Source organism: Streptomyces sp. DSM 116793 (assembly GCF_057320905.1).
Map to the genome: position 1 here is coordinate 3,045,936 of NZ_CM170494.1, position 20,742 is coordinate 3,066,677.

Annotated in this window: 12 protein-coding genes; 2 read left to right on the top strand and 10 right to left on the bottom strand. The window is 71.1% G+C overall.

Annotated features, from left to right (window positions below; translation table 11 throughout):
• Positions 1-2: 2 nt before the first annotated feature.
• From ACSMXW_RS11975 to eccD, 8 genes are all read right to left on the bottom strand, one after another.
• Positions 3-368, bottom strand: a complete 366-nt coding sequence (locus ACSMXW_RS11975) for a hypothetical protein (protein WP_485805976.1) — start codon at positions 366-368, stop codon at positions 3-5.
• Between the two features lie 8 nt (positions 369-376).
• Positions 377-865: a YbaB/EbfC family nucleoid-associated protein gene (locus ACSMXW_RS11980; RefSeq protein ID WP_485805978.1), complete on the bottom strand. Its 489-nt coding sequence runs from the start codon at positions 863-865 to the stop codon at positions 377-379.
• Complete coding sequence (locus ACSMXW_RS11985; RefSeq protein WP_485805979.1) at positions 865-3,954, bottom strand: AAWKG family protein; 3,090 nt, start codon at positions 3,952-3,954, stop codon at positions 865-867. Before ACSMXW_RS11985 ends, ACSMXW_RS11980 begins: the two co-directional genes overlap by 1 nt.
• Before the next feature lie 58 nt (positions 3,955-4,012).
• Positions 4,013-4,519, bottom strand: coding sequence for a type VII secretion system-associated protein (locus ACSMXW_RS11990; RefSeq protein WP_485805981.1), 507 nt, complete (start codon positions 4,517-4,519; stop codon positions 4,013-4,015).
• A gap of 88 nt (positions 4,520-4,607) precedes the next feature.
• Positions 4,608-4,940 (bottom strand): WXG100 family type VII secretion target, encoded by a 333-nt coding sequence (locus ACSMXW_RS11995; protein ID WP_485805983.1) that lies wholly within the window; start codon positions 4,938-4,940, stop codon positions 4,608-4,610.
• 83 nt (positions 4,941-5,023) lie between these two features.
• On the bottom strand, positions 5,024-5,407 hold the full coding sequence (locus ACSMXW_RS12000; protein ID WP_485805984.1) for a hypothetical protein: 384 nt from the start codon (positions 5,405-5,407) through the stop codon (positions 5,024-5,026).
• 80 nt (positions 5,408-5,487) lie between these two features.
• Complete coding sequence (gene eccB, locus ACSMXW_RS12005) at positions 5,488-7,044, bottom strand: type VII secretion protein EccB (protein ID WP_485805985.1); 1,557 nt, start codon at positions 7,042-7,044, stop codon at positions 5,488-5,490.
• A gap of 18 nt (positions 7,045-7,062) precedes the next feature.
• Positions 7,063-8,466 (bottom strand): type VII secretion integral membrane protein EccD, encoded by a 1,404-nt coding sequence (eccD, locus tag ACSMXW_RS12010; protein ID WP_485805986.1) that lies wholly within the window; start codon positions 8,464-8,466, stop codon positions 7,063-7,065.
• Positions 8,467-8,683: 217 nt separating this feature from the next.
• Here eccD and eccCa point away from each other — a divergent pair, with 217 nt between their 5' ends.
• A complete protein-coding gene (eccCa, locus tag ACSMXW_RS12015) occupies positions 8,684-12,613 on the top strand; it encodes a type VII secretion protein EccCa (RefSeq protein WP_485805987.1) in 3,930 nt (1,309 codons plus the stop codon).
• Between the two features lie 312 nt (positions 12,614-12,925).
• Here the strand turns inward: eccCa and ACSMXW_RS12020 are convergent, their stop codons facing one another.
• Positions 12,926-14,122: a S8 family serine peptidase gene (locus ACSMXW_RS12020; protein WP_485805989.1), complete on the bottom strand. Its 1,197-nt coding sequence runs from the start codon at positions 14,120-14,122 to the stop codon at positions 12,926-12,928.
• A 110-nt stretch (positions 14,123-14,232) separates the two neighbouring features.
• A complete protein-coding gene (locus ACSMXW_RS12025; RefSeq protein WP_485805991.1) occupies positions 14,233-17,553 on the bottom strand; it encodes a right-handed parallel beta-helix repeat-containing protein in 3,321 nt (1,106 codons plus the stop codon).
• Positions 17,554-17,798: 245 nt separating this feature from the next.
• On the opposite strand from ACSMXW_RS12025, the gene ACSMXW_RS12030 reads away from it, so the two are divergent.
• On the top strand, positions 17,799-20,708 hold the full coding sequence (locus ACSMXW_RS12030) for an SMI1/KNR4 family protein (protein ID WP_485805993.1): 2,910 nt from the start codon (positions 17,799-17,801) through the stop codon (positions 20,706-20,708).
• Positions 20,709-20,742: the final 34 nt, after the last annotated feature.

Here is a 20,742-nt window from a genome sequence, read left to right on the forward strand (position 1 = left end):
TCTCAGTGCCTTCCGCGTTGGTTCGCACCACGAGCCGAGTCGTGGATGGCAGCCAGGTTCCCGTCCTGAGTGCCCGTGATGTTCTTGAGGTTGGTGGTGGTTCCGTCGGCGATGGAGCCGATGGCGTCGGAGATCGACTGGAGGGTCTCGATCGAGCCCTCGCGCTCCTTCACCTCACGCGGGCCGACCTGCTTGGCGAAACTGTCGTTCTCGCCCGGCCAGCCCTTGGTCTCGTTCACCTCGTTGATGAAGTCCTTCAGCATCGACTGGGCGAAGGAAGTGATGCTCTCGATCTGCCGTATACCACTGTGCAGACGCGCGGGGTCCGCAGCGTAAGCGTTTCCGGAGTCCGCGTCGTTACCGGCCATGAGTCCTCCTAGTCCTCAGGATCCTCGATGATTTCGTCACGAAGCCCCCGGCGCCCCCTGCGCCGGGCGGCGGTGGGTTCTTCCTCGTCCTCCAGCACGCCCGGCCCGAAGATCTTGACCCAGTCGATATCGATACCGGACAGCTCCGGTGTCGGCGCCATGGGCTGGGTGAAGGGCTCGAAGGTCTCCATCACACGACGGGCCATCTGCATCCTCGCCCGCCCCACCACTTCCAGCACACTGGCCGCGAGATCGGAGGCCGCCATGGTGCGGTACTTGTTCTCCAGGAAACGCAGCCCGGTCAGCTCGCCCTGCGCGGTGACCGTGGCTTCAACGGCCCGGTCCTTGGACCGCAAGGTCACGGAGGCGCCCCGCAGTTCCTCCTCCGCCTTGGCCACCGCGGCCTCGGTCTGCTCCAGCTCGGCCATGGCGCGCGCCAGGCGGTCGCTGATCGAATCGGCGCCGGATGCCCACGACTCGCTCGACTCACGTGCCATCAGCCGATCACCGCCGGTGCGCCGCCGTCCTCGCTGCCCCAGACATCCTCTTCCTCTTCCAGCACGTAGCTGGGCCGGGGCTGGTTGCCGCTCTGGGTGGACCTGCCGCCCTGCGCGGCGCCGGACCCCGCGGCACCGGGCGCCCCGGAGCTGCTGGTGGTGGCGGTGCGACGGAGCGGGGCGAGGTCCTCCCCCTCCTCGACCGCCTCTCCGCGACGCGACCGCCTGCCCAGAGAGGCGCCGTCGCCGTCCCCGTGCACGGTGCGGACCCGCTCGCCGTTGGACGAGCCGCCGGCGCCACCCATGCCGCCGCCACCCATGCCGCCGCCCATGCCACCCATGCCACCCAGTCCCGGGTTGAGCGGAATGCCACCGGGTGGGGCCCCGCCGGCGGCAGCGCCCGCGGCGCCGGCAGGAGGGGCACCCAGCGTGCCCCCGGTGAACTCGGGGTCTTGGAGGTCGTCGAAGCCCAGATCACCCGAACCACCGGAACCACCCGACGACAGGCCCGGGTTGAGGGCACCCGACGAGTCCCCCAGCCCTCCGCCGCCCAGCCCGTGACCGGAGGTGCCGACGTCGGGCACGTGCAGGCCGTTGCCGGAACCGAGGTCGTTGAGGTGGTTCAGCGTGTGGTCGAGGCCGCTGGTGTCGAGGCCGTTGAGGTGGTCCAGGGTGTCGTTGAGGCCGCTGGTGTCGAGGCCGCCCGAGTTCTGGCCGCCGTTCAGCAGATCGGTGGTGCTGGTCGTCCCGTCCGGGTTGGTGGTCTGGAGGGTGCCGTCGGGGTTGAGGAGCTGGGTGGTGCCGTCCGGGAACTTCGTGGACAGCGACCCGTCGGGGTTGAGCTTGGTCGTGCTGCCGTCCGGGTTGGTGATGCTGTCGCCGGCGTCCAGGTGGGAGGTGTGCGTGCTGCCGTCCGGCGAAGTCGTGGTGACGGTGCCCGTGTCCGGATTGATCTGCTGCGTGCTGCCGTCCGGCAGCGTGGTGGACAGCGACCCGTCCGGGTTGAGGTGCGCGGTCCCTCCGTCCGGTGTGCTGAACGAGCCCAGATCCGGGTTGAGGGAGGAGTTGCTGGTCGAGCCGTCCGCGTTGGTCGTGGTGACGTTCCCCGTGGAGGGGTCGACCGTGGTGCTGCTGCCGTCCGGGAACGTGGTGGTCAGCGACCCGTCGTCGTTGAGCTTGGTCTTGCTGCCGTCCGGATTGGTCACGCTGCCCTTCGAGCCCAGATCGGTCAGACTCGACTTCCCGTCCGGGGACAGGCTGTTCAGCATGCCCGTGGCCGGGTTGAAGGTGGTGGTGCCGCCGTCGGGGGACGTGGTGGTCAGCGACCCGTCGCCGTTCAGCTTCGTGGTGCTGCCGTCCGGATTGGTGATGCTGTCCACTCCGCCGGGGCCTCCGGCTCCGGTGAGGTCGTCCGGCAAACCTGCGGAGGTCAGGTTGTTGAGGGGGCCCTTGGCTCCGGAGTCGCCCGGTCCACCTCCCGTCAGCCCGGTGAGGCCCATGAGGTTGGGGTTCATGGGCCCCCCGCCCAGACCGTCCGTCCCGCCCAGACCGTCCGTCCCGCCCGGACCGCCGTCCGCCCCTGCCCCGCCCAGGAGGTTGTTGAGGCCACCGGCGCCGCCGCCGGCCCCGCCCAGAAGGTCGTTGAGGCCACCGGCCCCGCCGCCGGCCCCGCCCAGAGCGTCGTTGAGGCCGTCGCCGATGCCCTTCAGGTTGTCGTTCAGCCCCGAGTTCATGTCGTTGAGGCTGTCATTGAGGGCGCCCTGGCCCTTGTTGATGTTGTTCAGGCTGTCGTTGAGCGTCTTGTTGGCGTCGTCCTGCGCCTTCTTGGCGTCGTCTTGCGCCTTCTTGGCCTGGTCCTGGTTGAACTGGTCCGTCAGGGACGTGGTGTCCTTGGTCTCCAGCGGCTGGGCGAAGTTCTCACTCGCGTCCACCCAGTCGCTCTTGAGGGTCGTCAGCGCCTGTCCCGCCGCCGGCACCAGCACGGACTCCACGTGCTGGTTCCAGCGCTGGACGGCGTCCTCGCCGACCTTCTTCCAGCTCTGGATGTCGTTGAGGTCCCCGTACTGGGGGTGGACCGAGGTGAACTGCCCCGTGGTCTGACCGCTGCGCAGCACCTGGGTGGCGTTGTTCTGGATCACCCAGTCGGTGAGGTCGGACAGCACGTTGAGCAGCCACCGGTGCGGCCAGTGCGCCCCGTAGCCGGTGGCCCACTGGCTCCACGCCGACTGGAGGGCCTTCGCCTGCTGGTACAGGTTCTGCTGCGCCTGCGCCATGCTGTCGGCGTACTTGGACGCGGGGGTGTAGCCGTTGATGGTGGTGCTCGAAGCCGCGTATTTCTCACCGCCGAGCTGATCCACGTAGCTCTCGTAGTTCTTGTTCAGCTTGTGGAGCAGGTTCCGGAAGACGCTCGCGGCCTGTCCCTGCCACGCCGCGTTCTCACCGCCCATCGACTTCTCCCAGGCGGCGAGCGTCTTGCCGTGGTCGACGAAGAACTTGGTGGCCCTGTCGAAGGCCCTGGCGATGTCGTCGAAGGCGTTGAGGTCCACACTGTCCTCGTGGGGCACGGTGGCGCCGCTGTACGCGAGGTTGTACGTGGTGTGGTCGTTCACGAGCTTGTCCAGGGCCGCCTTCGCCCCGCTGATGTACTGCGACATCGGGCCGGTGTCCCAGTCCGTGTGGGTGTAGCTGCCCTTGAACGGGCCACCCTCGCTCATCTCGCCGTCGTCCTGCAGGTTGACCGCACCCGAGGCGTCGAGGGGGACCCCGATGAAGACAAGCCTGGCCTTGCGCAGCCAGGCGGTACCGCCCTTCCCCTTGACGTAGAAAGGAAGGTCGTAAGTCTCTCCCTTAGGCAGCCATCTGTTGTTGACGATTGCGTCGAAGGCGCTGAAGTCCGTCGTGGTGACGGACATCGGTCCGCCCGTGGTGTACGTGGAGTTAACCTGCTGGATGTCCATCCGGAAGAGCGGGATCTTATCAGGATCGCTGCTGATCTTGTCGAAGATCGTCTTCCTGTCAGGCATGGGGTACCCCGTCAGGAGGTTGATCGCCTGACCCCAGACGTCGTTCTGGCCGTAACTTGCTGCCATGACAGAACCCTTCGGACCTTGCTCGACAAGGACGGACGGAGGAGGACGCTTCGAGGAACTAGTTCTTGTCGTCGCTAGAGCTGCTTGAGCTGCTGGAACCGCCCGAGCCGCCCGAGCCGCTGGAGCCCCCCGAGCTGTCGCCCATATCGCCGTCCACGTTGGAGAAGATGTCCAGGGCCTTCGCTCCGTCGATGCTTTCGAGGCTGTCGTGCTGGGTCTTCAGCAAGGTGTCGAGCGTCTCCTGAAGGTCCTTGTCGATGTCCTTGAACAGCGTCTTCTGCGAGAGCAGGATCTCGTCGACGGCCTGGGCCGCCGCATTGGTCTTCTTGTTCAGGGACTGGCCCGAGACGGTGTCGTCGCTGCCCATCAGGCCGATCACCAGCGGGTTCGAGACCTCGCCGAAGGTGCTGCCCGTGACCAGGAGCCCCGCCAGGACGCTTTTGAGCGACTTGACCCCCGCGGGGTCGTCCTCGCGGATCGCATCGAGGTCCTTGAGGAAGTCGGCGAGGTCGTTGTCCTTGAACTGCTTGAGGTGCTGGGAGTCCAGATGGGTCAAGTCCGCCATGGCTTCCTCCGGATCTGCATCAGCCGCCCGGCCGACGGCCGGGCGGCGGACTCTATGGGGGGTGAGAATCAGGGGTGGTTGAAGCGGCTCAGCGGCCGATCTGGACCTCGGACCACATCTGAGCCAGCGAGTTCTCGCTGTAGTTGTAGTTCTGGGAGATGTCCGTCAGCAGCTGGGCGTTGTTGTTCAGCAGTTGCTCCATGGCATGCACCGCGTTGTCCCATGCCTTCTGCTTTTTTCCGTACTCGAGGGCGTCGTTACCCTCCCAGCTCTGCCTGAGGGCGCCGAGCTCCGCTTCCAGCGACTCCAGGGTCTGCGCTATCGCCTTGGTCTGCTGGACCATGTCGTCGGCGGCGTTGTCCATGTGGTTGTAGGCAACGTAAATCTGACCATCTGTCAGGTTACCGGGGTCAACAGGCATCGATCGTCTCGTCTCAGGTGGTGGCGGTCAGGTGTGGTGTGCGGGGGCCCGGGTCCGGGTCAGTGCGTGGGGAGTCGCCTGGCCTAGACGCCAGGGGTCAGCGCGCTGTAGGTCGCCGCGGACATGGGGCTCGCGCCGTCGAAGACGCCTGCGGTCCGCTGCGAGGCCTGGTTGATGGCCTCGCTGGAGGCGTTCTGCTGCTTCCTGTGCTCCTGGTCGCCGTGCTGGAGCACCTGGATCATCTCTTCCAGGTTCTGCTTGATGATCTCGGCCTGCGCGTCCCACGCCTCCATGAGCTGTGTGTACTGCCTGCCGTCTGCGCCCTGGTAGCCCTGGGTGAGGTTTTCCTTGGTGCTCCGGACGTCCGCACGAGCCCTCTGGACGCCCTGAAGGGCGCTCTCCAGGGCGTGGATACCGGCCTGGGTCCCCTGTTGAGTCGAAGCTTGGACGTGCCCCGTGCCTGGCATGGCGTTACCTACCTTCTTGATCGCTGATGTTGGTGGGAGCCTAGAAAAGGACTAGTTTCTTCCGCAACTAGCTCTCAATTTCACCGGGATGTCGGTACGGAAGCGTTACTTCCGGTCCCCGGAGAGCCTGCCGTCGCGGCGAGATCCCGCCGGCCCGCGGTCTCCTTCCCGCAGCTGGGCGGTGTGGTCACCGGCACCCCGCCGGCGGCTGCCTCCGGGCTCAGGTCGGGGCCCGAGGGCAGCATCTGGAGCAGCGGTGACGGCAGTGCCTGCACGGCGCCCTCGGTGTAACCGAGCGACTGCAGGGCCTTGGCCGACGTGACGCGGTACTTGACCCCGGTGTCCGTCACGAAGTACGTCGTGTTGCCCACCGTCGTGCCACCGGAGGCGAGGGCCCGCACCAGCACGGCGTGCCCCGGGCGCACCACCACCACGTCGACCGGCAGGCAGGCCTTCGCCACCTCTTCGTCGGCCGGCTGCGCGGCCGGTGACAACTCGCTGATCGGCACCTGGACGGTGGTGACCTCGGTGCCGTCCCCGCCCGGCCGTACCCGGGCGCAGGCCGCCGAGCCCCTCGGCACCTCGACGGCGCGGGGCGGGGAGGCGGGCAACCCGGCCGCCGAGAGGGAACGTCCCGCGGTCCCGGGGGCCTGGTGCTCCTTCAGCGTGGCCGCGCCCACCGCCACAGCCTTGGGCGCGGCACCACCGTATGCCTGCTGCCGGGTGGCGGGGTCACCGAGCGCCAGGGCGGCCTCGGTGGCCGTGATGGGTACCAGGCCCTCCGCGCGCAGCAGGTAGTAGTGCGTGTCGGAACCCGGTACCCGCACCTGGAACACCTGGCCCACCACGCTGGCCCGGCCGTCGAGCGACGGTCCCGGGGTGCCCCGCCCCGGCACCGCGGGCGGCGCCAGGCGGGGGCCGGGGACCAGGGAGTTGAGGAAGGCCGCGGACACCGGCCGTGGCGTGACGGCGCCGTAGCCGAGGGAACTGGCGGCGCCGGAAGCGGTGTCGAGGCGTAGCCGGCTGCCCTGCCACACCAGGTACGTCGCCTTGTCGGGCCCCCTGACCACGAGGCCCTGCCCGGAGTCGAGCCCGTCGGCCTCGACGGGGGCACCCGCGACCAGCGCGGTGACGGGTGTGCGCGTGACACTCCCACCGTCCGTCTCCACCGACCGTACGGTGGAGCAGATCTCCCACGCCCCGCTCTCCAGGTTGCCCGCCGGGGGCACCGAGTCGGGGGCGCCGGGGATGCCGATCGGGGTGCCGGTCGGCGTGTCGGCCAGCGACGCGGTGCCCACGTCGGTGGCCTTGAGGTCGCTGCCGCCGATCAGCCGGGCCGAGGCGTAGTTGCGCACGGGCCTCAGCCGGTTGCCGACGTACAGGTAGCGGGCTCCGGTGTCACGGTTGACGACCAGACTGGTCGAGTTCCGCCAGGAGTCGTTGCCCCCGGGTGCTATGAGCCCGTACACCACGGACCCGGCCGCCACCACCACGGCGATGACGATGCCGATCACCACACCGCGGGTGGTGCGCCCCAGGGGTGACTCCGGGGCGTCCGGGTCGGCGAGCAGCATGCCGGATGTCAACCGGCTCATGACAAAGGTGTGCGCCTGGACCTGGTCGCGCTTCGACCGCATGGCTTTCCTCCCCCGCCGTCAGCCGTTGAGGGCCCGGAGGGCACCGAAGACGCCCAGTACCCACAGGGTCAGCGGCAGCACGCTGATCGCCAGCAGGGAGTGCAGCAGCTCGGCCGCGCGGCCCCAGTACGGCGACATGCGCCGGCCCGGAACGGTCCACGAGACGATCGCCAGCACGGCCGCCAGCGCCAGCAGCGCCGCCACGAACCCCGGACGCTGGTCCGTGGCCAGCCTCACGGCCGTGCCCAGGAGCAGCAGGAGGACGCCCGCGGCGCCCGGCAGCACCAGGGTGAGCCGCTGCCAGACGTTGACCATACCCCGGCCGTGCAGCAGCAGGAGCAGCGACAGGGCGACGGCCGTCAGCACCTCGGGCAGGTCGGGGCGCCTGGCCAGCGTGAACAGGCAGCCGGCGCAGACGACACCGGTCGCCCCGTACAGCGCGGTCATCCAGCCGCTCGCCAGCTCGGTGCGGACGGCGACGTCCCGGCCGTTGTAGGGCTCGATGCCCTCCTGCAGCTGCCGTGCGGTGGTGGGCAGCGCGGGCATCCGCATCCCTGCCAGCCGGAAGGACAGCGCCGGTACGAAGCCGCCGAAGAGCACGAACAGCGCGGCCACCACGGAGGCGGCGCTGTCCGCCGGCAGGTCGAACACGCTCATCAGGGCTCCGGCGACGGTGGCCGCGATCACCACCGTCGCCGTGGCGAGGAAGAGCGGTGCGTACACGGCCGCCGTCGCGAGCGCGAGCACGGCACCACCGGCGCCGGCCGCGCCGGCCGCCAGCAGCTTGGCGCCCAGCACGTGGTAGGCCTGCGGGCCGGTGATCTCCCCGCTGGGCAGCAGCCAGCCGGCCAGTGCCAGGCTGGGCGCCGCCATGAACCCCAGGGTGGCGCCCGCTGCCGCGTCGCCCACGGCGCGGCTCGCGGAGCCGGCCCCGGCCAGCAGCAGCAGACCCGTCACACCGGCCGCCGCCGCCCGGACCTGCACATCGCCTCCGCCGGGCCAGGCCAGCATGACCAGTACGGTGAGCAGGAGGACCACCACCCAGCCGCGCAGCAGCCGGCGGCTGGCGTCGGGGGTCCAGCCGTGCAGGCGCTCACGGGTGACGTTGGCGATCCCGTCGACCAGGTCGTCCAGCCGCACCTCGGGCAGCGCCTCGGTGTGCGGCCGGAGGTACAGCACCTCGCCGTCCCTGACGTCCAGTGTCTCCAGGGTGCCCTCGTCGTCGAGCGGCCGGTCACCGAGACGCTGCAGCACCCAGCCGCCGTGCTCCAGACCGTTCTCCTCCAGTTCCGCACCCGCGTGCCTGAGCAGGGTGGGCAGGAGGTCGGCGATGGGTACGTCCGCCGGTACCGCGAGGTCGAGTGACGCGGCGGGGGCGCGCACGGTGAGCCGGCACAGACTCGCCACTGAACTTTCAGACATGGTGGAGACTCACGCTTTCCCTGAAGAGCACGGGATCCGCTTGGAAGCGGGTGGGGGTGGCATGCAGACTACAGATGCCGCCCGAGGCCGGAAACCGGCCCTTGTTTATTCTTCACGGGCTCGCCAGACAATCAGAGGGCGGCAGATCCGCCGAAAGGGAGCCGGTTAGTTGAGTGTTGTGCTGTTTCGCCGCCCAGCCCGCCGTCGCGGTCCTGAGATGCCGGAAGGAGAACTGAGCCTTCAGGAACCGCCGACACTGCCGGAGACGGTGCCGGACAACACCGCCGTCTGGACTTATCTCCCGATGGCGATGATGTCCCTCTCCATGATGATGATGTTCCTCCGCCCCGGCGGAGGCGGTGTGTTCACCTACATGGCATTCGGTGTTCTCATCATCGCCTCCATCGCCATGCTCGTCGGCCAGTTCATGCGGAAGAGCGGTGAGCGCAAACAGCGGCTGGTCGGGGAGCGCCGGGATTACATGCGGTATCTTTCACAGACCCGGGCCAAGGTGCACAGGGCGGTGGTGGAGCAGCAGACAGCGCTCGCCTGGCGCCATCCTGCCCCGGTCGCGCTCCGCTCCATGGTGCGCACCACCAGGTTGTGGGAACGCCGTGCCAAGGACGAGGACTTCGCCGAGGTCCGCGTCGCGGTCGGCGACCAGCAGCTGGGCATGCGGCTGACCCCGCTGGCCACCAAACCCGTGGAGGACCTCGACCCGCTCTCCGCGCACTCCCTGCGGCGGTTCGTCCGGGCCTACAGCACCGTGCCGGACCAGCCGATCGCGCTGTACCTGCGGTCGTTCTCCCGGGTGCTGCTGCGGGGCGACGAAGCGGCGGCCAGGAGCCTGGTGCGCGCCGCGCTGTGCCAGCTCGCCCTGTTCCACGCACCGGACGAGCTGTGGATCGTGCTGTGCGTCTCGGACGAGCGGCGGGCGGAGTGGGAGTGGGCCAAGTGGCTGCCCCACAACCTGCACCCGCAGGAGCAGGACGGAGCGGGGCCGGCGAGGATGATCTCGTCGGCCTTCAACGACATGGAGGACCTGCTCGGCGCGGAGTTCGGGGAGCGGCCGGTCTTCGATCCGGAGGAACCGCCCGGCCGGGAGGAACCGTTCACCGTCATCGTGGTGGACGGCGTCACGGTGCCCGCCGGTCACCGCATGGACGGCCAGGGCTTCCGCAACTCGGTGGTGGTCGACCTGTCCGGGGCGCTTTCCTGGCGGCCGGGACGCACCACCCTGCGGCTCGACGTACAGCCGAACGCCCTCAAGCTGGTCCGCACCGACCGCACCCGCAAGGAGCAGACGACCGTTCTCGGACGGCCCGACACCATGGGTCTGGCCAGTGCCCAGGCACTCGCCAGGATGGTGTCGCCGTACCGGATGGGGCTGTCCGCCGACGCCGCGGAGCCGCTGGCCACCGACGTGGAGCTGACGACCCTGCTGGGCATCCCCGACCTGTACCGCCACGATCCTGCCTCGCTCTGGAGGCGCAGCTCCGCGGCGGCCCGGCTGCGGGTGCCGGTCGCGGTGGGGGCCGACGGGCGGCCGGTCGAGCTGGACATCAAGGAGTCCGCCGAGGGCGGCATGGGGCCGCACGGCATGCTGATCGGGGCGACCGGTTCCGGCAAGAGCGAGCTGCTGCGCACCCTGGTGCTGGCGCTCGCGCTGACGAACTCCTCGGAGACGCTGAACTTCGTCCTGGTGGACTTCAAGGGCGGTGCCACCTTCCTGGGACTCGACGAGCTGCCGCACACCTCGGCGTTGATCACCAACCTGTCCGAAGAGGTGGCCCTGGTGGAGCGCATGCAGGACGCGCTCCACGGTGAGCTGATACGCCGTCAGGAGTTGCTGCGGGCAGCCGGCAACTACAGCTCGGCCCTGGAGTACGAGAAGGCACGCGCGGCGGGGACGCAGCTCGCACCACTGCCGAGCCTGTTCGTGGTGGTCGACGAGTTCAGCGAACTGCTCGCCGCGCACCGGGAGTTCATGGACCTGTTCGTGATGATCGGCCGCCTCGGCCGGTCTCTCGGGGTGCATCTGCTGCTCGCCTCGCAGCGCCTTGACGAGGGGCGCATGCACCAGCTGGAGAGCCACCTGTCGTACCGCATCGGCCTGCGTACCTTCTCCGCCATGGAGAGCCGGGGCGTGCTGGGTGTGCCGGACGCCTACCAGCTGCCCTCCCAGCCCGGCAGCGGCTACCTGAAGAGCGGTGTCGAGGCGCTGACCCGGTTCCGGGCGGCGTACGTGTCGGGTGGCTACCGGCGCCGCCGGGGCTCGGTGGCGCAGGCCCGGGTGGCCAGCCAGGTGGTGCCGTGGACGGCGGACTACGTGGTGCCCCGGGCCCCCGCACAGGTGCCGGACCCGGAGCCGGTCGAGGAGGAGGGCGAGGACGGTCCGTCCCTGCTGTCGGTGGCGCTGGACAGGCTCCGCGACTCCGGCCCGCCGGCCCACGAGGTGTGGCTGCCGCCGCTGGGGCTGCCGCCCGCTCTGGACGCGCTGCTGCCGGGCATCACCACGGATCCGGAGCGCGGGCTCACCGCGACCGGGTGGCCGGAGGTGGGGCGGCTGCGGGTGCCGGTCGGCCTGGTGGACAAGCCCTTCGAGCAGCGGCGCGATCCGCTGGTCGTGGACCTGTCCGCGGCCGGCGGGCACGTGGGCGTCGCCGGTGGTTCGCAGAGCGGCAAGTCGACGGTGCTGCGTACCCTGATCACCTCGCTCGCGCTCACCCACACCCCGCGTGAGGTGCAGTTCTACTGCCTCGACCTCGGCGGTGGCACGCTGGCCGCACTGTCCGGGCTGCCGCACGTCGGCGGGGTGGCGGCGCGACTGGACGGCGAGCGGATCAGCCGTACGGTGGCTGAGGTCAACGCCATCCTGACCCATCGGGAACAGTTCTTCCTGGACCACAACATCGACTCGATGGCGACCTACCGCAGGCGCCGTGCGGCCGGTGAGTTCGCGGAGGAGCCGCACGGGGACGTCTTCCTGGTGGTGGACGGCTGGGCAACGCTCCGTCAGGACTTCGACGCCCTCGTGCCCCACTTCAACCAGCTGGCGGCACGCGGCCTGAACTACGGCATCCACCTGGTCATCGCCGCGGCACGGTGGATGGAGATGTCGGCACAGGTGCGCGACCAGATCGCCACCCGGCTCGAACTGCGGCTCGGCGATCCCATGGACTCGGTGGTCAACGTCCGCAAGGCGGCCACCGTGCCCCGCGACCCCGGCCGCGGCCTGACCGTCGAGGGCAAGCTGCACTTCCTGTCCGCGCTGCCGCGCATCGACGGCCGGGAGAGCGCAGAGGACCTCACCGACGGGGTGGCGCACATGGTGGAGCAGGTGGCCGCCAACTGGTCCCGGCCCGCCGCCCCGAAGGTGCGGATGCTGCCGCACCGGCTGCCGGTCGCCGAGCTGCCACAGGCGGAGCTCGGGGAAGGGCTGCGCGTCCCGATCGGACTCGACGAGGAGTCGCTCTCACCGGTCTGGCACGACTTCAGCCGGACGCCCCACCTGGTCGCGGTCGGCGACACCGAGAGCGGCAAGACCAACCTGCTGCGGCTGGCCGCCGCGGCGATCACGGCCCGGTACACCCCAGCCGAGGCGCGCATCCTGGTGGTCGACTACCGGCGCGAGCTGGTCGAGGCGGTGCCGGAGGAGTACCGGCTGGGGCACGCGGTGTCCCTGGACCCGCTGCGGGAGCTGGTGGACGGTTCCGCGCGGGCCCTGAAGACCCGGCTGCCGGGCCCGGACATCACGCCCGCCCGGATGCGGCGGGCCGACTGGTGGAGCGGTCCCCGGCTGTTCGTCCTGGTCGACGACTACGACATGCTCGGCGGCGGCAACGCCTTCGACCACCCCTTCGCGCCGCTCTTCGAGTACCTGGCCCTCGGACACGAGGTGGGTCTGCACATGGTCGTGGTGCGCTCGGCGACGGGGGCGGGCCGGGGCCTCAACGACCAGCTGCTGCGGCGCCTCGACGAGGTGAACACACCGGGTCTGCTGATGTCGTGCCCGCCGTCGGAGGGCTATGTCTTCGGCAACACCAAGCCGCGCAACCTGCCCGCCGGCCGCGGGCAGTACATCGCCCGCCGCAAGGCGACCCTGATCCAGACGGCGCTGCTGGAGGCGCCGGTCGGCGGGGTGTGAACCCCTTGCGGGGGTTTCCCCGCCCCTTACGGGGCGGGGAAACCCCCGCGCTCAGCCACGACGGGACCGCCGGGTCGCCACCGTCCCGAGGGCACCGTTCCTGCCGTGCCCGGCGGGAGTACCTCCCACGCCGTCAGGTCAGTCCCATCGCGGCAGTGGGGAACAGCCGGTGGTGGGTTGCCCGCGCCCACGCGGCCGGAAGCCTCCCCACCTCGCCAAGGGCGGGGGAAAGTCCCCCGGGACACACCTCACGCCTCTGGGGGGACCGCCCGCCGCAGCCGCGGCCCGGGCGGGTCCCCGGCGCCGGCCCGCTCAGTCCCGTGCGGGGCGCCAGCGACGGGCCCGGCCGCGCGGCACGATGACCGAGGCCCAGCCGACCAGCAGGACCACGGCGGCACCGAGGGCGGCCAGCAGCAACGCCTGGTGGGTCGCCCGGTCGCCGGCGGCCGATGACGGCAGCCTGACCGGAGCGGCGTGCCGCGCGGCCTCTTCGGGCCGGTGTGCGGTGGCGTCACCGACCGAGGTGACGGACGCGTACGGGTCGAGGCGGGGAACGGGAGCCGGATAGGCGGCGCTCGTCAGCCGCCGCGCGGTCTCGGCGGCGCTCAGCCGGGGGTACGCGGACCGTACGAGGGCGGCGGTACCGGCGACGTAGGCAGTCGCGAGCGACGCACCCACGCCGAGGAAGTGGCCCTTGCCCTTGGGGCCGATGCCGATCACACCGACACCGGGCGCCGCCAGGTCGGCGTGCAGGGGGTTGAGCCCGCTCCGCGGGCGCTGGCCGTTCTGGTCGACGTCGACCACGGACAGCACACCGGACTGCGCCGCCGGCCAGTAGTCGCGGGGCGGCGGCTCGTCCGTGCCGGCCTGACCGGTGGCGTCGGGCACCGCGGCGGCCACGACGAGTGCGTCCTGATCCTCGGCATAGGAGACGGCGGCCTTCAGCTGGGCCGAATTCTCCGTCAGGGCCGGCGAGACGTCGATGACCGACGCCCCGGCGTCCACGGCGGACCGGATGCCTGCCGCGACCGTGGCGGCGGTGGCGTTCCCCCGCTCGTCGGTCCCGCGTACCGCCAGGATGCGCGCCCGCTGGGCCACCCCCGCGAAGTGGACGCCCTTCACCGGGGCCGCGGCTATCAGCCCGGCGACGAAGCTGCCGTGACCCACGCAGTCCTGGGCCGCGGCACCGACCGGAGTGACCGCACCGGCCAGGGCCGGCGCCGTCGTGGACACACCGGTGTCGACGACCGCCACCTTCACACCGGCACCGTTGCCGAACTGCCAGGTCCTGGGCAGTTCGAGGCTGCGCTGCTCCCACGGCGCCGCCGCCGCCACCTTCGTGGACGCCCCCGTGCAGGAGTCGCCGGGATCCAGCCGGGACGGCATCACGGGCAGCTTCACGGCCTCGTGCGGGGCAGCGGACGCCGCAGCGGCGGAGCCGATCGTCGTAGCCGTGAGCAGCGACGGGAGCAGGACCGCAAGGGCGCACTTGAGAGTCGGACCACGCATGGCCGCATCCTAGGCCCCTTGGGTGGCCCCTCTTCGCGCAGCCCCCGCGCCCCTGCGTGGGCCGGGGGCCGACCCGACATCAACTGTCCCTTCACAACGGGAACGTCCGGTCAGGCGCGTGCCACATCCTCCGGAAGGAGGGTCCTCAGGTCCTCAAGCCCGGGTGCGGCCATCGCGCTCAGCCGGCCGGCCTGCCGGGTGATCATGCCTTCGAGGACCTGCCGCGCCAGGCGCGCGTTGCCGAAGGAACGGTCACGCGGCAGCGTGTCGAAGTACTCCCGCAGCAACTGCCCGGTGCCCGTCGCGCACTCGTAGCCCGCCGCGAGGGCGTGCTGCCGCACGATGGTGACCAGTTCGTCGGAGGAGTAGTCGGCGAACTCCACCCGCCGGGAGAACCTGGACGACAGGCCGGGGTTGGAGGCGAGGAAGCGCTCCATCTCCTGGGTGTAGCCGGCCACGATGACCACCACCTCGTCCCGGTGGTCCTCCATCAGCTTCAGCAGGGTGTCCACCGCCTCCTGGCCGAAGTCGGAGCTCCCCGAGGAACCCCTGGGTGTGAGGGTGTACGCCTCGTCCACGAACAGCACACCGCCGAGGGCTCGCTCGAAGACCTCGCGGGTGAGCTGGGCGGTGTGCCCGACGTACCGGCCCACCAGGTCCGCGCGGGACACCTCGACCAGCTGACCGCGTGGCAGCACGCCGAGCGACACCAGCAGTTCGCCGTAGAGACGGGCCACGGTGGTCTTGCCGGTACCGGGCGAGCCGGTGAAGACCAGGTGGTGGCTGATACGGGGGGCGGGCAGTCCGGCGGCCTCCCGCCGCTTGGCCGTGGAGAGCAGGTTGACGAGGTCGGTCACATCCCGCTTGACGCCGGCGAGGCCGACCAGGTCGCCGAGGCGGGCCAGCGGGTCGCTCTCCTGCTGTCCCTCCCCCGGCGCCGCGGAGACCGCGGCGGCCGCGGCGTCGCTGACGTCCTCCGGCAGCAGCAGTCCGAGGTCGCGCTCGGTCATGTCCGTCATGCCGCCGAGCCGGAACGCCTGCCGGTCCACCATCTCCTCGAACACCTGCCGGGCCGCCCGGCCGTTGCCGAAGGTGGCGTCCTTCGGCATCCGTTCGAAGTGCACGGTGAGCGCCTTGCGAGTGGAGTCCTCCAGCTCGTACTGGTGCTGGGCGCACATGTTCTCCATGATCGCCACGAGCTCCGGCACCGAGTAGTTCTCGAACTCGATGGTGCGGGAGAAGCGTGAGGCCAGACCGGGGTTGGAGGCCAGGAACGACTGCATCTCCGCGGAGTAGCCGGCGGCCACCACGACCACGTCGTCCCGGTGGTCCTCCATCAACTTCAGGAGGGTGTCCACCGCCTCCCGCCCGAAGTCGGCTCCGGAGCCCCGGCTGTCGGACAGCAGGGTGTACGCCTCGTCGATGAACAGCACACCGCCCAGGGCGCGCTGGAAGGTCTCCGTGGTCTTGATGGCGGTGCCGCCGATGACCTGTGCCACCAGGTCGGCCCTGGAGACCTCCACCAGGTGCCCCGAGCGGAGCGCGCCCAGCTTGGCGAGGACGGTGCCGTACAACCGGGCCACGGTGGTCTTGCCGGTGCCGGGCGGGCCCGCGAAGATCAGATGGCGGCTCATCGGCGGCGCGGACATGCCGAGCCGGGCCCGGCGCTGGGCGAGCTGGGTCAGGTTGACCAGTGTGCGGACCTGGTGCTTGACGTTCTCCAGGCCGATGAGGGAGTCGAGCTCGGCCAGCGGTCCCTCGTCGCCGTTGAGCCCGGCGTCGTCGGCCTCGATGCCGGGCGAGGCCGCCGGATCGGTGCCCTCGGCGTCGCCGAGGCCCCAGGCGTCCCGTTTCCCGTTGCCGGTGCTCGTCAGGTGCTCGACGACGACCCGGTCGGCGACCTTGGCCTGGATGAGCCCGCCCCCGGCGTTGTCGCGTGCCGTGCAGTTGATAACCGAGACGGGCTGGGTGGACTCGATACGGAATCCGTCCTTGCCACTGCCGCTGACCTCGCACGCGTTGAAGGATCCCCGGGCGCCGTCGGCGATCAGCACCCCGTGCTGGGCGCTGGAGCGCACCTGGATCCTGGTGGCGGTCACCTCTCCCCGCTCGTCCACGGTGACTCCGGTCTCCGCGGCGTCCTGGACCACGCAGTCCCGTGCCGTCAGGGTGCCATCGGGGCCGGCCGACAGGCCGGCCCCGCCCGGCGAGGCGATGGTGCCGCCGCCGACGTAGACGTTGCCGTCGTCCTCGACCCGGACGCCCGAACCGCCTGGCCGGTCGATCTCGCAGTCCTCCAGCCTGCCCCGGCCGCCCTTGAGTGCCTCCACGCCATGGCCGCTCGGCGCGCTGATACGGGCCCGGCGCACCAGCGGATTGGCTCCGGTACGTATGGAGACACCTGCTCCGTTGGCGTCGACTATCTCCAGCCGGTCGAACTCGGCCGTCGACTCCTCCTCCAGCAGCACCGCGCCCGCCTGGCAGTCCCGGATCGTGAGGCCGATCAGAACGGGCGAGGCGGAGCCGCCCACGCGCAGGGCGGCCTCCTGGGCGCCCTCCAGCCAGCAGTCCTCGAAGGTGCCGCGCGACTGGTCGGCGACCAGCAGCCCGTGGTTCCTGGTGCGGGCGGTGCGGCAGCGGCGCAACAGCGGGTCGGTACCACCGCTCAGCACGATGCCCGGTCCGGCGGTGCCGGAGATCCTGATGTCCTCCAGCGTGTTGCGGGTCCCGCTGCTGAGGTGGACGCCGGTGCCCGCGTCGTTCACGACGGTGCGCAGCACCTGGTTCGTGCTGTGGCCCTCCAGGGCGATGGCCGGTTTGTCGGTCGAGGAGATGTCGCAGTCCTCGATGGATCCCTGCGCCTCGCCGTTGACCAGCACGCCGTTGCCGCGGGCGTCGCGGATGGTGCAGCCCCGCACCGTGGCCCGGCCCTGTTCGCTGACCACCACACCGGAGGTCCCGAAGTGTTCGAGCGTGCAGGATTCGACGGAGCTCTCCACGGCGGACGTGACGACCACTCCGGCGCCCCCTCGGTTGCTGACCCGGCAGTCCCGCATGGCCAGGGAACCGGTGCTGCGGGCCAGCAGGGCCGTCCAGGCGGAGCCGGCGACCTCGCAGCCGTCCATCGCCAGCTGCCCGCGGGGCGCGTCGATGACGGGCAGTTCGTCGTCCCGGCCGCGCAGCACCAGGTCGGTGAGGCCGACCGCGTCGGCCATGAGCGTCACGGCGCTGCCGCGGCGCGGGGCTATCTCGACGCTGCCGCGGGCCTGCTCCGCGACGATGGTGACGCGGGTGGTGATGGTGAGGTTCTCGGCGTACGTTCCCGGAAGGACGCTGATCACCGCGCCGCTCCGTGCCCTGGCCAGGGCCTCGCCGATCGTTGGATAGCCATCCGGCCTTCCCGGGCCGACCGTCAGTACCTGGCGTGACACGCGCGAAATCCTCCTCTAACGGACATCGGTGGCCCGCGGCCCGGGATGCCCAACGTTGGCAGTCCCATCATGCCGGGCGCGATCCGGCCAAGCCAGCGGCGCCCCGTCAGAGCGTTCGACGGCCGGTCGCCGCCGGACGCGCGTCGACCACGGCCCTGGCCGGTCCCGCGGAGGCAACCCCAGTGTCACACCCCTCGGTTACGGTCGCGCCCGAAGGCCGACCCACGACACTTCGAGGAACAGACGTGCAACCGATCTACGCGGACTTCACCGCGTCCCCCGTCAAGCTGGGACACCTGACATCGAGGTACGAAGGCGGCGCGCAGGGCGACGGCCACCTCGCCCTGCGCGCCGACGGATTCGTCGAGTTCACCTTCGACCTGCGGGAGGAGGACCTCGCCTACGGTGCGACCCTGGAGGTCACCTCCTGGGTCCCCGTGGACGACGAGCCGTGGGGCTACCTCCGCACGGAGGTGCTCGTCAACGGCGAGACGCTCTACGACTCGGCCATCGTGTCCCAGACGGACGCTCCTTCGCGGATGACCCTCGGCATCCCCCCCGACCGGCTGCTGCCCGGCCGTAACACCCTGCGGCTGCACACCGCCCCCGACGCGCCCGGCACGCTCAGGCTGCACCGGATCACCCTGGACGCCTCGAACGAACCGGGACGGTCGCTGCGGGCCATCGAGGAGGCCGGCGCACCGCGGTCGGTCTTCACGTTCCACACGCAGTCCCGCACCGGCGACGGCGCCTGGCTCGGTGGCCGGCCGCTCCTGGTCCACCTGGACCGCGAGGGGCCCGTGGAGTTCCGGCAGCTGGCGTGGCGGAACACGGACGGATCGGAGGCGGCCGTCGCCTTCCGAAGCGGGATGGCCGGGTTCTACGGGCACCGGCGCACGGCGGACGGCCGCATCGCGGAGTTCCGCGGCCGGCTCGCCTCCGGCGAGGTGTTCCCGACGGGCACGGACGGCCTCGTCGTGCACCGCTTCCACACCCAGGAGGGCCACGACGGCGGCTGGCGGGCCTCGGGAGAGCTGCGGCTGCTGGTCGAGGACGGCGGTGGCGGTCTGGAACGGGTCACCTGGCGCGACCAGCGGGACGACTCGGCATCCATAGCGCTGCGGATGCCGCCACCGGACGCCGGGCGGGGCGAGCTGACCCGGCTCGTCACCGAGGTCCGGGCGGACCTGGAGAACCGGCCCGCGGGCGAGATCGCCGAGAACCTCCTCGACGGCGCCCGGCACGGCAAGTGGCTGGCCTTCAGCGGCCGGGCGACCCTGCTGTTCTCCTTCGACCGGCAGGTCACCGTCCGGCACTACGTGTTCGTCTCGGCGAACGACTTCGCCGACCGCGATCCACGCGACTGGACCCTCGAAGGCTCGAACGACATGCGGAGCTGGACGGTCCTGGACTCGCGGACGGGGGTGTCCTTCACCGAGCGCCACCAGCCCCGGGGCTTCACCTTCGTGGGCGGCACCGCGTTCCGCCACCTGAGGGTGCGGATCACCCGGACCGGCTGCCACGAGGTGCAGCTGGCCCAGGTCCGGTTCTTCGAGGCGGGGGTGCCGGCCCTCGGCTTCACGGGCTTCTGCCAACGGGGCGGCGAGGGGCCGGCCGAGTACCGGGGGACGGCCGCTGAGACATACGCGGAGCCGGGCGCGGAGCCGGGCGCCGGCGGGGAGCCGAGGCCCGCCCCGCACCCCGGGCTCGGCGCGTTCCTCGGCACCCTGACGGTCCCGTTCGGGGTGGTGACCGCGTCACCGGCGGGCTCGTCGGAAACGGTGGTGGCGAACCCGGTGAACGCCGCCGTACCCGCCAGCCCGGCCATGCCCAAGTCACCGGCCACGCCCAAGTCACCGGCCGTGCCCGCCAAGGCGTCCGGCTCCGCCCCCGTGCCCGCCGCTCCGGCCGGCCCCGCCGGGCCCGCGGCCGGCCCGCGCCTCACGACGGTCGACGGGTGGCGTGCCTTCCTCACCGAGTACAGCGCCGACTTCCTGCGCGTCGCCGACGAGAACGAGCGCTACAACATCACCGACGAGCAGGCGGCGCGGGGCTGGCTGGGCTTCGAGGGCGCCGGCGAGGCGGACATCACTGCGCTGGAGAGCAGGCTGGGCGCCAAGCTGCCGCCCAGTTACCGCGCGTTCCTGGCCACCTCGAACGGCTGGCACCAAATCAGCTCCTCCATGTGGGAGATGCGGACCACCGAGGAGGTCGACTGGTTCCGGGACGCCGACGAGGAGACGTGCGAGATCCTCGGCGAGGGCGACGACGAGCTGGGCGCCCTCGTGAACCGGGCACTGCTGATCTCCCGCGAGGGGGACGCGGAGTTCTGGTTCCTCGATCCGGGCACCGTGTCGCCGGACGGCGAGTGGGCCGCGTACACCTGGTCCAGCTGGGGTTTCCTGAGCGATGCGTACCCGTCGTTCGCGGCCCTCGTGATCGAGGAACGCACGCTGCGCGAGGAGCTCTGGGGCCAGGACGGCCGCCCGGTCCGGCGCGACGACGCGGAGGAAGCGGTGGCCGAGGGCAGGGCGCTGGCCCTGCGCGGTGACGTCGACGCCGCGCTGGCCGCGTTCGACCGTGCCATCGTGCAGGGCTCGGGCGCCGGGCTCTACCTGAAGGCGATCCTCAACGCGTTCCTCGACCTCAGGACGGCCCACCACACGCTCCGCAACAACGTGCTCTTCAAGCCGCACGTCCTGGCCGCGGTCGGTCCGGTACGGATACACGCCGAAGCGGTCCCGCTGTTCCTCCGCGCCTCCGAGGCCGATCCGGGCGCCCGGCCGGAGCACTACCTGCCGATGGTGAAGGACTTCCTTCCCGAGGCCGGCACCGGTTCCCCGACCGGTCCGGACGCCCGGGAGTACTGGCTCGCCCGCCGGGCCGCCCTCGTGCCGCCCGTCCTCGCCGAGCCCGAGCACTTCTGTAGGGCCCTGGCGCACGCCCGGCACCACGTCGCCGCCGGTGAGGACGAGGCCGCCTGGAGTGCGGTGCGCCACGCGCTCTCCCACTGGCACTCCGACGACCCGCACAGCATCGCCCCGGTGGTCCTGCTCACCGATCCCGCCTTCCGCGACCTCATCACCGACCGCCGGGCACGCCTGATCGTCCGCACGCCCCGGGGAGAGGGGAGGCTTCCCGCGGCCGGCGGATGAGCCGCACCCGCGCTACCGCCCACCGCCCGCCAGC

What these genes read in the sequence shown, in the direction of transcription:
- ACSMXW_RS11975 (WP_485805976.1), bottom strand. Translation starts at nt 368, where the DNA reads ATGGCCGGTAACGACGCGGACTCCGGAAACGCTTACGCTGCGGACCCC.
- ACSMXW_RS11980 (WP_485805978.1), bottom strand. Translation starts at nt 865, where the DNA reads ATGGCACGTGAGTCGAGCGAGTCGTGGGCATCCGGCGCCGATTCGATC.
- ACSMXW_RS11985 (WP_485805979.1), bottom strand. Translation starts at nt 3,954, where the DNA reads ATGGCAGCAAGTTACGGCCAGAACGACGTCTGGGGTCAGGCGATCAAC.
- ACSMXW_RS11990 (WP_485805981.1), bottom strand. Translation starts at nt 4,519, where the DNA reads ATGGCGGACTTGACCCATCTGGACTCCCAGCACCTCAAGCAGTTCAAG.
- ACSMXW_RS11995 (WP_485805983.1), bottom strand. Translation starts at nt 4,940, where the DNA reads ATGCCTGTTGACCCCGGTAACCTGACAGATGGTCAGATTTACGTTGCC.
- ACSMXW_RS12000 (WP_485805984.1), bottom strand. Translation starts at nt 5,407, where the DNA reads ATGCCAGGCACGGGGCACGTCCAAGCTTCGACTCAACAGGGGACCCAG.
- eccB (WP_485805985.1), bottom strand. Translation starts at nt 7,044, where the DNA reads ATGCGGTCGAAGCGCGACCAGGTCCAGGCGCACACCTTTGTCATGAGC.
- eccD (WP_485805986.1), bottom strand. Translation starts at nt 8,466, where the DNA reads ATGTCTGAAAGTTCAGTGGCGAGTCTGTGCCGGCTCACCGTGCGCGCC.
- eccCa (WP_485805987.1), top strand. Translation starts at nt 8,684, where the DNA reads ATGCCGGAAGGAGAACTGAGCCTTCAGGAACCGCCGACACTGCCGGAG.
- ACSMXW_RS12020 (WP_485805989.1), bottom strand. Translation starts at nt 14,122, where the DNA reads ATGCGTGGTCCGACTCTCAAGTGCGCCCTTGCGGTCCTGCTCCCGTCG.